Source organism: Acinetobacter sp. 826659 (assembly GCF_000588515.1).
GTDB lineage: Bacteria > Pseudomonadota > Gammaproteobacteria > Pseudomonadales > Moraxellaceae > Acinetobacter > Acinetobacter pittii.
The window spans coordinates 276215-288532 of sequence record NZ_JFYD01000002.1 but is presented as its reverse complement, the minus strand read 5'-3'; the positions used below and the strand labels follow the sequence as shown (position 1 = coordinate 288532).

Sequence of the window (12318 nt, the reverse complement as noted above, 5' to 3'; positions counted from 1 at the left end):
GTCATATATTATCTAAAATTACATCAGTTTTTTTAAATCATCAGTATTCATTAAATATTTCTTAATTATTCTATAAATATTGACAAATAACTCAAATAGCTTAGAGCAGAATTGGCTAAAATAGCCAATAAAAAACCCCGAAACTTACGTTTCAGGGCTTTTTCGAATTTTGGTGGAGATGGCGGGAGTTGAACAGATGTTTTAAATTATTGATTTTATAGTTAGTTTTTTATTGTATAACATGCTGGTATAACTCATGTATAACATTTAATTTTGATTAAGTATGATTAACAACAGTCTTTTTATTGATCAATTATCTTTCTAGAAGGCTTATCCCTAGAAGAATACCTTCAATCGAATCAGCGGCATTTCTAATATTATAGTCGTAATTTATATCTGATGAATCATCTTTGTACTTAGCCAGCTCACAAGAATTATTTTTACAAATTTTCTGTGCTCTCATATAGCTTTCAGGATAGACATCTTTGTTTTTCTCTAAAAAAGACAATGATGCCATAAGGAACTTTTGGTCTCCCCAAGTTACTACATTCTCTCCAGTTCTATGCTTAATTAATGCATTTGCTGCTAATGCAATTTTATTTTTCCTTTGATCTTTATTCCAATAATAAGCTGTTGTAGAAACACTTATCAACAAAATTACGCTGATACAAATATGAAGAAGGGTTTTATTTTTTACAAACTTAAAAAATTGAAAAATAAATGTACCCACTGCAATTGTAAAACTCACAACTGGTACAACTTGTTCGAACATACTCCCCTCCAAAATATATAAAAACTTAACATTCAATTGGTTATAATTAGATTATATAGTATGGAAATTAAAAGAAGAATTAAAATGTGTGCGAACTATGAACCTATATCAAAAGACCGGGTACACCTAATAGATCTCTTTGAACCTACGTTCGACTATAAGGCCGATATTTATCCAGGTTACGACTGTCCTCTTTTTTTTTCTAAAGATGGCAAAATAGAATGGCGTGAGGTTAAGTTTGGCATGATCCCGCCTTGGAACCATGATTTAAAGTTCTCTAAGTACACATACAATGCCCGAACTGAAACTGTAGATAAAAAGCCCAGCTTCCGACATGCGTGGGCTAAAAGTCAGTTTGCTTTAATCCCAGTTGAAAAAATTTATGAACCACGTTACGTAAACGGTAAAGCGGAAAGATGGGGAATTTATCGAGAGGATGGCATGCCATTCACTGTGGCTGCCATTTATGAATCTACAATAATTGACGGACAGCAAATTAGGTCTATGTCGATGCTGACCATTAATGCAGATAATCACCCTTTCATGAGTCAGTTCCATAAACCAGAAGATGAAAAGCGGTCTATTATTGTTATTCCTGATGAGTATCGAGAAGATTGGCTGAATTGCAAAAAAGAAGATGCTGACCAGTTTTTCTTCGAGATGCCGCTTGGTGAATTTACTGCTAACTATTTTCCTAAACCATACAAAAAACCGCCTGCCCCAGCAAACGGTTCTAATTAGCCTTAAATTAAAATATTAATACATCATCGCATAATAAAATCAGCTACTTGAATTACGTCAGCTATTAAGCTTAGTAATTTCATGCCGAGGATAAATATCTTCGTCATAGCAATCTCCTGTTAAAGAGACATTGCCTTGTGCCATGTTTTGCGTTTTAATACAGCTAATGCATATCGAATGTCGTCATCGGTGACAGCGTCGTTGGTAGCGTCGCAGTTACACTCGTATAAGCTGATTGTATCGCAACATCAGTCAGCAGTAGTAAGCATTGTTGGTAGCATTGCTCTCTACTGTAAATGATATGACACAAGTCAATGCAGGTTTATATTCCTCCCCCAGTCGACGTTCCTGCTTAAGAATTTTCGACTGTGCGGGGGTTTCAAGATTCCTTCTCAACTTCCCACTTTTCGTCTCGTGGTTATCTAAAAAGGATAAACACAAGACATAAAATCTATCCTATGTTTGTAATCAAGATATGAGATTTTAAAAAATATATCAATCTTGACTTTTTACTTAGTTTTCAACTGTATGATTCATGGGGAGATAGCATAGCAAAGTTAAGAAAAACATTTATAGTTAACTTTGTGGATAAGTCTTAAATCAATAATTTAGTTTTAACTTTCGTCTTGGATTGAATATTTTTTTTGTTTTTATTCTGATTTAAATGCCTTTTACCTCCACAGTTACAATGTAAATTTATCTGCATAATTTCCGACCAAATGCACTATTAAGAACGACAAGTTACGACTAATCATTATTTATCCACAACTTTTTAAATTTGAAATTTAACTAAGCTCTAGCATATCATCTTGAATATGTTACAAATTCAAGTTAGGGGATATTCTATGAGCGAAATTGCACCATCCATTATCCAGATAAAGCCATACCTCACCCAAGGTATTGTTTTATCTGAAGCCTTATCTATAAAGCAAGTTGTTCCAACAACACACATGCTTGTGCCTTATGCTTTAGAGAAGATCAACGCTGGCTTCCCCTCTCCGGCGCAAGATTACATAGACAAAGCTCTCGATATGAATGAGCACTTAATTAAGAATGAAACTGCAACCTTTATTGTCAAAGTTGCATCTTTATCTATGTTGAATGCAGGAATCGAAATTGATGATGAACTAATTGTCGATCGTAGTCTTGATGCAAAACACGGTGATATTGTTGTAGCCCTTATTGATAATGATTTTACTGTTAAACGATTAATGATTGATGAGTCTGGCCAATGGCTTAAAGCAGAAAATCCAGAATATAAAAATATCTACCTACAAGAAGGACAAGAACTAATTATCTGGGGCGTTGTCACCTGCGTCATTAAAATGATTAGAAAATCATGAAACATGAGAACAAAGTTTTTTTCTTGATTGACGTCAATAACATGTACGTCTCATGTGAGAGAGTCTTTGACCCAAGTTTGAATAATAAGCCTGTGATTGTACTCAGCAATAACGATGGGTGCGCCGTGGCGCGTAGCAATGAGTCGAAATCCTTAAATATAAAAATGGGTGTGCCACTTTTTCAAATTAAAGACATTGTTCAGCAACATAACGTAATTGTACTTTCAAGCAACTATGCAATGTACGCAGAAATGTCGAGACGTTTTCATAAGATTCTGAGCTCGTACGTAACCGCTGAAGAAGTTGAACCATACTCAATTGATGAATGCTTTGTTGATTTCACCGCTTATGAGAAGAACTATGATTTGGAGAAAGTTGGCCAGCAGATGCGCCAACAAATTTGGAAATGGCTTGGCTTACCAGTCTGCGTCGGTATCGGCAGAAGTAAAACGGAATCGAAAATTGCAAATCATATTGCTAAAAAGAACCCTGGCTTTAACAGTGTGTGCGATCTGGTAACAATGGATCCGTGCAACAAAGAATATTATTTCTCATTAATTGAAGTATCTGAAGTTTGGGGAGTTGGCCGTAAGCACTCAAAAAAATTGCAAAGCATGGGTATTAATACGGTGTTTGATTTAGCTTGTGCTGAACCTCGAGAGATGCAAAAAAAATTTTCGATTGTTATGGCTCGAACTATTTACGAACTACAGGGCATATCATGCATTGAGATCGAGCACACTCCTCCATCAAAAAAACAAATAGTCGCGTCTAGATCTTTCGGTGGTCGCGTAACTGAGCTAACTGACTTAAAAGAAGCTATCTCAATGTATGCTCAAGATGCGTGTAAGCGCTTAAGAGATGAAGAATTGTTGTGCGGATGTATGATTGCTTTTGTACAGTCAAACCCTTTTGATCCCAATGTGCCGTTCTACAACAGATCAATCACAGGTTCGTTTTCTGAGCCCACGGATTGCGCTATTGATTTTGTTAAAGCAGCAACAAGAATGTTGAACGAAATCTATAAAGAAGGAATTAAATACAAAAAGTGCGGCGTAGTGTTGACGGGTCTTGAGCCCAAATCAGGCCATACCTATGACCTGCTCACAGATTTTAAAGCAATAGAAAAGAAAGAACAATTGATGAAAACACTAGATAACGTGCACACAAAATTCGGGAAGAAAAAGCTCGGTGTTGGTCCATGTTATGTACCAGGTCGTAACTGGTCGATGTCGCGGGATAAATTAAGTAGAAATCCTTTTAAATGGGATGAATTGATAAAAATAAAAGGATAATATTTAAAATTATTTAATTTTACGTATATGCTAATCTCTAAATAATTAGGTGAATTACAAATGAGATTTACAAATATTGGTTTTGAAGGTTTTAAAACAGGTATAAGCGTACCTGAAGATTGTGATCTAGTTGTGGAAAATGCTAATTTTGAAAATGTAGGAACATGCTATGAGGTCAGAAGTAGCTCTAAAAAAATAAGTAAACAAAAATCAATTTCAGTTAGAGATGAAAAATTAAAATTCGATGTAAATAAAGTTATTCAAAATCTTCATAATTTAGAAATACAAGCAAAAAGAAATAAAGATTTTGAAAAACTAAAAAAAATAAGAAAACTCAAAGGCTTAATTGGATCAAACAATTTTCTTTATGAGTATTTAGTCTTATTGAATAAAGGGTGAAATAATTCCCACTATTGACGAAACAAAGCCTAAAACTCCAAGAGTTTTACTTTTTAAGAACTTATCTAGACCCGAGCTATATACTTCTTTTGCAATTGCTTCTGTATTATTAATATCAATACCTTCAAGGGAATTAATAAAACGTTCAACCACAGGATAAGGTGTTCCAGATTCCAAACTTTCTAAAAGTTTTTCTCTTATCTTATTTTTGTCTTCTCTAATTTTATACACTATTTTTACATTATTTGCATTTGTGTTGTGAATGTTAATATCAGCTGACGCTGGTGCGTCTAAAACTGAGTCACAATTATTTGCTTCAGTACCAAAGATATTTATAGCCATAAGAAATATTTCCTAAAATTTTAAAGATTTAATAAATTTAATTATCCAATCTATTTGAAAACTTCTATAAAATAATATTTATAGTCATTTAAAAAGAGCAAGGTAACACGCTCCTTGCAAAATAGAATGAAAAAATAATTATTGCTAATATTTATCAAAAGGAACTAATAAATGTCAAATAAACTAAGCTCTTCTGAGTATTTATTATATTCAACCATTAAGATTACATCGCTATCCCAAGGAAATATAATTGGGTTTGGTACTGGTTTTCTTTTCATGTTTGACAAAAAAGAGAACATTTCAGTGAAAGCTCTAGTCACAAATAAGCATGTAATAGCAGGTGCAGATGAAATATTTATCAAATTTCATTTAGCTTCAGACAATGACAAACCTAAAGATGGTTTTTACGAAGCTAGAATTCCTATACAAAATATAGTAATCGAACATCCAGATGAAAATATTGACTTATGTGCAATTATCATCTCACATGTTATACATGAAGCATCGCTAAAAGGTACGCCTATAACAGCAAGTTTTTGGACAATGGAAAATATTCCTGAAGACTCAGATTGGCAATATTTAGATCATATTGAAGAGGTTACAATGGTAGGTTGCCCGAATGGTCTTAATGATATGGTAAATAATCTACCTTTAGTTAGACGAGGAATTACTGCTACAAGTCCGAATAAGTTATACAATGGACGCCCAGAATTCATGATAGATTTGGCATGCTTTCCTGGTTCATCAGGATCACCTGTATTTTTGTATAACAGTAACAGCTCATACTATGATGCTAAAACTCGTAATATATTATGGGGTACAAGAATAAAATTATTAGGTATTTTATACGCTGGGCCACAATTCACAAATAAAGGAGAAATTATACTAAATACAGGACCAGAATTTAAGGTTGCCTCAATGATGCATTTGGGCAATGTTATTAGATCAACTGAATTAAAAAAAATAGAACAGGTTATTATTTCTTTATTGAAATAATTATAAGTTAAATAGAGATTTACATAATTTTTTTAAACTATAAAAAATCAGTGCACTCAGAATTTAAAGTGCACTTTATTAGAGCTATAGGTCAATAATTAGTAAATTTAAATTACTATTCGCTTACTGATCCACCCATAGAAGAACTGCTCTTGGTTTGGATTTCGTTCACAGATTTCAATGTAACGTTGGCCTTGCATAATATTTAGAACTCGCACAAGGACTTTCTCACCTTCTTTGCCACGCTTGGCCAAATAAGTTTTTAGAGCTCCCAATGTTGTAGATCCATAAACCCCATCAACTTCAAGATCTGGAAAACCAGCTTTACCTTGGTTATTCAGCAAGTTCAATGCACGCTGTAAAAGTGGTTTTGCAAAACCGGTACCGCAATTTACACCTGTGTCTAAAAGCTCTTCAGCAACTAATGAGCTAATTACATTCACTTGATTAAAACGCGGAGCTGTCCAATAGTTTTTAAGGTAGATTGCTTTGGCTGCATCAAGTGGCAAGTCTTTCATGTTGCCATTAAACCCATTGGTTCGGGCTACGGCTTCAGTAATACCGTACTTAGTAGCACCGCCGCGATCAGCAGGATTATTTACATACCCGCCTTCACGCTTAATAAGTTCTTCAATATATTGTTCAATAGTCATTTTGCATTCCTATAAATATGAGAAAACCGCCCGAAGGCGGCATTAACTGTTTTCGATATCTCTTTTGGCTTTCTTAACTTCTTTGATTACTTCGACAATCGTCTTGCCTTCCTGTTTATCAATAAAGTTAAAAATCCATCGGACTAGAGCCCATCCGGGAATCCCACAAATAAAGAAGAAGCCACCAAGAGCGATCATTCCCCAAATATCAGTAATCCACTCATGAAGCCCCCACTTCACAATAATGAATGAACCGCCAGCCAAACTTGATACAACTGTACAAATCAAACCTACGGCCCACTCTTGAGGTGAGCGAGGCATACGTGTCATCAATACGACTGCTGCTACTAAGGCGACTGCTAAAGTCACCATAATTGCTGCCCCATAAAATTTTAATAATGCTGTTAAACCGCTTGTTGAAACTGGTTCCATGCCTTTTACTCCAGAATTTAGGCAAAAAAAAGCACCCTTTTGGGTGCCTGAAATGTATGTCTTTAAATACTTTTATTTAAGTAATTACTTAAAGATAAAGCCAATGCTTGTGATGTGGACTTTATAAGCCAGCTTTCACTAAATAATGAATTTAGGGATAGCATAGAAATGACAGGGTAAATCGGAATTAATGAGAGATCTTTTTGTGGCGCATCGGCACCAGCTTTAAGCACCCCATTTTCGTAAATTTCGACTCTTGGAACCCCTTTAGTCGTTTCTATATTTGACATATAACCAACTAATCCAGAGAATTTTTTATAATTCGAAATCTGGTCATAAGGTAAATTTGTTATTATCCCATCAACTTGGCGTTTATAATAAAGTCTTGAAAGCCCTCCTTTATTTGTTTCGAGATATCCCAACCCAGCTCCACTAGCATTAGCGTTATCAGACATATACATGCCTCTTACTGTTTGGGAAGTTGAACTTCCAGCATCTTCATCATGAACACAAACGCCAAGGATCATACCAGGGCCGCCTGCTATTGAATTGACTTTGGAAATCATAGTTGTTGTTATTAAATTCTTTACGACATTTAGCTTACCATCCACCGCTCTTTCTAAAGATCCAGCTATTAATTCGCAATCTCGACCATTTAAGTCATAAATTTTAACAACACTTGATCCGTTGGTTTTGATACCGAAGTCTGGGCTATAAGCTGAACACAAATCTGAACTAAGATTGCTTTTCTTTGCAAAAACCAATGCCCTAGCAACATTAGCCATTGATAAGACCTGTCCGCCATCCTCAACTACACGTTTCCGGTGATTAACTAACTTATCGAAGATCTCATCTGAATTTTGATCTGTTATATAGGAAGTATCACCACCGATATTTGCTAGAAGTTTTCTTAAGAATTCTGTCCGTTCTGAGGTTTCTGTAATGAGGTCTACAACATTTGGAAGCACTTTGTTTCCAGCATAAACCTCATTACTTTTAATCGCTGTAGACATTACATAATCTCCTTCAAATTTAGAAATTTAATAGCAACTGATTGTTCTTTTAACATCGGCCCCTTCTCTACAACGAGCGCAAAATCTTTTGCAGATAGTGGGATTAATGAAGAGTAACCAACGATTTCAGTCATTGGCCAAGGCTTATAGTCGTATGCCCAAGATTGGCAGCCATCATAAGAAGCACGCAAAATGAATTGGGTGCGGTTATTACCTACCGGATGCGTTGCAATAATTTTTGGAATGCCTCCTCCAAATGAATTGGGAGCAATTTGTTTCATTCCAATTTGCACCCCCACAGTCGGAGTTTTAATATTCTGGTTAAAGAAGTGGAAGGAATGCCCACCATCTGTAGATTTTGCGAAAATGATATATCTAGATTCTGCGGAGGTGGATTCATTTCGAATTGCAAAAATCAAGTCATTATGTGCATCACAAGCGAGTGACATTTCATTCAATGTTGAATATGTTGGGAAGTAATCAGCACTATTAATTATTGAGCCACGTTTCCATGTAACACCATTATCATCACTGTAGACAGTTCCAATTCTAGAATTAGCTGCGTAATAAAATAGTGCAGCAACTATTCGACCAGCAAAAGGTCCTTCTTCAATTCGTACAACTGAATCAAGAGCTAAGGCCCATGGCATCTGTGCTATTGAAGTGGTATCAATTTGAGTTTTTAGTTGCCAAGTAGTGCAGTTATCAAATGACTCATAGACCCATAGGTCAGGGGTATTTCCATTAAAAATTAAAAGAATTCGATCTTTAAGTCGGATCAAATGGGGGTGACGAAAGTTATTTCCAGTCTTATTTCCAATTATAGGAATTGTTTCAGAAACTATAGCTGTTTTAGCAACCAGATCATAATCAACTGTTCGAGCAACTAAACGTCCATCCTGTTGATCACTGTTATAAGTGCTAAATTGCGTGAATACTACATACAGCTTATTAGGACCAATCTTGATAGCTGTAGACATGCGTTGTGCTTGAGTGCCATCAGCTTGATATGGACTCACTTCGACTTCAAACACATAAGGTATATCATTTTCAGTTGCGTTCTGATCTAACGCAATGCCGAGAGCTTGAATTTCAGATGCAGGGACAGAACCAGCACGTAAGTCAGATAATCCATACTTTAAAGATGGGTTGGCTGTAGTAAATGAACCATCTTTCTTCATTCCAAATATGATATTTCCATCTGCATCGTAATCAATATGAGTGAAGTCACTTAAAGACTGGCGCGTAATACTTTGAACAACTGTATTAAAGCTACCATGTTCATTTTTAAAATCTTGGGCTTCGAACTCTCCAAATTCATTTAAAGCCGCGGGGATATCACCATTTTTATCATGAAAGTCTATTAGATTTTTTGAGCCAGTTTTACTCAAATTTCCTGCAGCAATTAGTGCTGCATTTGTAGCAAAGTCCTTAGTGGTGCTTTCTACTTCGTTAGTTTTTTCATCTGTATATATCTTTGATTGGTCTAACTCACTTAAACCAGTTTTAATCCAGTAATTACCATCTGGCGCTCCCTCTGGCTTATTCCAAAACCAAATAACTTTTGTATCTTCAGCTTTGGCATATTTTTTTAATACAGTTGGGCGAGTAGCTAAAAGCTCGGCTTCTGTTGCGAATCCTTCAATTAAGCCTGACTGAATAACTTGCTGAAGTGCTTCTTGTGAAGCATTGTCAAAGTCTACAAGCGCTGAAAGTACATCGCTTAAAGCAGTGTCTACCCCAATTTTCATGGAGTCTAAATCAGAAATAATTTCATCGATTTTAGTTAAATCGACTTTGCCATCAAGTTGGCCAAGCACTTTTCGTAAGATAGATAAAATATCAGCAGCGTTGTTTACATTTGCCAATACAGCATTCCAGTTTGTTGCCATCTTTTAGGATCTCCACGCAACAAAAAACCGCCAGAAGGCGGTTAGATAAATAATTTAATAAGTTTAGTAATAGACGACTACAGTACATATTTTGGGAGTATAAGCACCTTGGGTGTTATCGCCACCAAATGCGCCCATTAAGCGAAACTTTGTTAATGTCCGGGCAAAGTCTTCACGTTCTTGTAAGCTGACCGCATCAGCACGATTACTCGTTCCAGTACAAACAACCCCATAATCTGTATCAGGCGCATCTTCTGTCAAAGTAAATTCGATTTGACCGCCCCCCATATTGGCAACTGAAGCAAATCCACGGCTTTTGACTAAATCAAAACTTGCACCATTAAGACGGATAATTGCGATTGCTTTCTCGCCCAATGTTCCACCACCAATCGTATTAATCGTGATGTCCTGAGAGCCATCGAAAGTACCGCTACCATTTACTACACCAGTTATGTTTATCTTTCGACCTGTTTCTAATTTTGCTGCAGAAACCGCATTAGCACCTGCATCTAGCTTGCCATCAATAATTTCATTGATCTTTTTGGTTAGTGAATTGAATAACCAATTGAACCATTGACGAGCTGGCTTTTTATTTGATGGGAAACCGCTCAATAAAGTTAACCCATCGGTATTTTTTGGCCCATTCAGGCTAAATTCTTCTAGCTTATCCATCTACTTCATCCGAAAAAATTAGCTCAACTCCGCTTGGTAAGGGAAACAACAAGCGAACTAGTTCTTTATCTATGGGTTGAAACTCAGCAAGAAATTCAAACGTGACAGTCATATCTCTGTTGTCCTTTAATTTGAAAGGCACATCAGTCAATAACTTGCAGATTTCAAATGCTTCATCCAGTGTGCAATCGCAGTTATTAAGCAAAATCTTTGCTTTCACTACAGAGGGTAATTTTTGAGGTGGGATACTTTGGCCACGGTAACTGCTTACACCTGATTCACGCCAAAAGCCGCCAATATCAGGATCATCCGTCTCACCAAATGTTAGTGACTCTGGTTGCCCCTCAAATCCAAAAAAAGGAAGTGGCACAATGTCAGGTACAACAGTTGGAGCTCCCACCCATTCGGCTAAGATGTTTAATTGATCCCCACTTGCTGTATCTAAATCAAACTTTTCATTCATGCTTTGCAGCACGTTCATGCAATCAATAATCGGCTCAATCGATACTTTGACCGTCTTATTAAAGTTTGGTTTAGATCGGTGTTCATTAATGATCAGATTCAAGTAATCATCTGTTTGCATTAACCACCTCCGGCAACACTGATCTCGATATTGTCTGAATCACAATAGGCCACGGCGTTAAAAGCTAAGGTGTAATCACCTTCTATCGGTACACCATCTACAGTTAATTGAAGGCTTTCTATTTCATAAGACCTTGCATCTAATGCGCCGTATAAGCCTGCTGGTACATACAGCTTATTAATTGCAATACGGTCGCCAATATCGAGCTGGTTAATGTAGTCAGCTGAAGCGCTCTTTATTTGCTCCCCAATATCTACTGTGTAATCTGAATTAGTCGTTAATTCAAAACGGATACCAATAGACTTCTGAATAGGTCGCCAATACTCGATGGAGACAGGATCACCGTATACAGTTGGACGAATCACAGTTGTATTTCCGTACAGATCACAACCGGGTGCCTTCTTTACTCGAATCGTCTCAGCAATCAATTGATCATCTCCCCCCGCTACGACAACGGCCAACGAGTTTGGCGGCAAGCCTAGCGGATCATTAAATGATTTTTGATTTTCATAAACCTTACAACGGCTCACACCATCAAGACTAAATAGAGCTCCTAAAATCCCCTCTGTATAAGAACGCGAAGGAATGGCCGTTGATAATGCTTGGCGTTGACGTAATTTAGTATTGCTTTCGACCGGAGCACCTAAAGTAGATGCCTGAGGATTGTTTACGGATTGCCAACCACGTGTTGGTGTTGAAATAGTAGTAACAGCATTGGGCAGCGCTAGAATTGCTCCAGCTTTTTCAGCTATAGCAGATACAACAATTTCCCCTTCAGTTGGGATAATAATCTGTGCCGGCAATAACCAACGATTATTATTTTTGTCGCTCACAATACCGTTATTAATGATTGTGCCAGCAACACCGACCAACACCACCGAAACACTTGATTGTGTAGCCACTGCACGGCGAATACCGTTAATCTTTACATTGCGAGAGAGCGCATCAGTATCAGCGGTACTCGGTGACATAGAGTTATAAGCATTTATAACTTCAGCATTACAGTCAGCAATTGCACGTGCGATAACACCAATCCATTGACCGTCTTGACTATCGTTTTCCAAGTAAACATCTTGGCCGTAAATTCCTCGGTATTTATCCTTTAAATACTCGACAATTTCACTATAAGTTGCAGCTGTAGCACCATACTGATTAATTACAGGGGCTATGCTAGTTAATGCCATC

Annotated in this window: 14 protein-coding genes; 5 read left to right on the top strand and 9 right to left on the bottom strand. The window is 36.7% G+C overall.

The window, feature by feature from the left end:
* Positions 1-313: 313 nt before the first annotated feature.
* Entirely contained in the window at positions 314-772 is a 459-nt protein-coding gene (locus tag J663_RS05960; protein WP_033848494.1) for a hypothetical protein, read from the bottom strand.
* An 84-nt stretch (positions 773-856) separates the two neighbouring features.
* On the opposite strand from J663_RS05960, the gene J663_RS05955 reads away from it, so the two are divergent.
* The 4 genes from J663_RS05955 to J663_RS05940 all read left to right on the top strand — a co-directional run bounded on the left by J663_RS05955 (position 857) and on the right by J663_RS05940 (position 4550).
* Complete coding sequence (locus J663_RS05955) at positions 857-1513, top strand: SOS response-associated peptidase family protein (protein ID WP_033848733.1); 657 nt, start codon at positions 857-859, stop codon at positions 1511-1513.
* Between the two features lie 845 nt (positions 1514-2358).
* Positions 2359-2856, top strand: a complete 498-nt coding sequence (locus tag J663_RS05950) for a LexA family protein (RefSeq protein ID WP_033848492.1) — start codon at positions 2359-2361, stop codon at positions 2854-2856.
* Positions 2853-4151, top strand: coding sequence for a Y-family DNA polymerase (locus J663_RS05945; RefSeq protein WP_033848491.1), 1299 nt, complete (start codon positions 2853-2855; stop codon positions 4149-4151). Before J663_RS05950 ends, J663_RS05945 begins: the two co-directional genes overlap by 4 nt.
* A 60-nt stretch (positions 4152-4211) precedes the next feature.
* Positions 4212-4550: a hypothetical protein gene (locus tag J663_RS05940; protein WP_033848488.1), complete on the top strand. Its 339-nt coding sequence runs from the start codon at positions 4212-4214 to the stop codon at positions 4548-4550.
* Here J663_RS05940 and J663_RS05935 read toward each other — a convergent pair.
* Positions 4533-4892: a hypothetical protein gene (locus J663_RS05935; protein ID WP_033848487.1), complete on the bottom strand. Its 360-nt coding sequence runs from the start codon at positions 4890-4892 to the stop codon at positions 4533-4535. The two genes, J663_RS05940 and J663_RS05935, sit on opposite strands and share 18 nt — an antisense overlap.
* Positions 4893-5063: 171 nt before the next feature.
* Here J663_RS05935 and J663_RS05930 point away from each other — a divergent pair, with 171 nt between their 5' ends.
* Positions 5064-5888 carry a S1 family peptidase gene (locus J663_RS05930; protein ID WP_033848485.1) on the top strand — a complete coding sequence of 275 codons (825 nt, stop codon included), beginning with the start codon at positions 5064-5066 and terminating at the stop codon, positions 5886-5888.
* A gap of 107 nt (positions 5889-5995) precedes the next feature.
* Here J663_RS05930 and J663_RS05925 read toward each other — a convergent pair whose 3' ends face one another.
* The 7 genes from J663_RS05925 to J663_RS05895 form a co-directional block, all read right to left on the bottom strand.
* A complete protein-coding gene (locus J663_RS05925; RefSeq protein ID WP_033848483.1) occupies positions 5996-6541 on the bottom strand; it encodes a glycoside hydrolase family 108 protein in 546 nt (181 codons plus the stop codon).
* Between the two features lie 42 nt (positions 6542-6583).
* The gene (locus J663_RS05920) at positions 6584-6973 is read right to left on the bottom strand and encodes a hypothetical protein (protein WP_033848481.1); all 390 of its coding nucleotides are present in this window, start codon (positions 6971-6973) and stop codon (positions 6584-6586) included.
* A gap of 62 nt (positions 6974-7035) precedes the next feature.
* Positions 7036-7986: a hypothetical protein gene (locus J663_RS05915; protein WP_033848478.1), complete on the bottom strand. Its 951-nt coding sequence runs from the start codon at positions 7984-7986 to the stop codon at positions 7036-7038.
* On the bottom strand, positions 7986-9878 hold the full coding sequence (locus J663_RS05910) for a sialidase family protein (RefSeq protein ID WP_033848476.1): 1893 nt from the start codon (positions 9876-9878) through the stop codon (positions 7986-7988). The genes J663_RS05915 and J663_RS05910 overlap by 1 nt, the downstream gene beginning before the upstream one ends.
* 63 nt (positions 9879-9941) lie before the next feature.
* Complete coding sequence (locus J663_RS05905; protein WP_033848475.1) at positions 9942-10550, bottom strand: autotransporter outer membrane beta-barrel domain-containing protein; 609 nt, start codon at positions 10548-10550, stop codon at positions 9942-9944.
* On the bottom strand, positions 10543-11133 hold the full coding sequence (locus J663_RS05900) for a DUF2612 domain-containing protein (RefSeq protein ID WP_033848474.1): 591 nt from the start codon (positions 11131-11133) through the stop codon (positions 10543-10545). The genes J663_RS05905 and J663_RS05900 overlap by 8 nt, the downstream gene beginning before the upstream one ends.
* On the bottom strand, positions 11133-12317 hold the full coding sequence (locus J663_RS05895; RefSeq protein ID WP_033848473.1) for a baseplate J/gp47 family protein: 1185 nt from the start codon (positions 12315-12317) through the stop codon (positions 11133-11135). Before J663_RS05895 ends, J663_RS05900 begins: the two co-directional genes overlap by 1 nt.
* Position 12318: the final 1 nt, after the last annotated feature.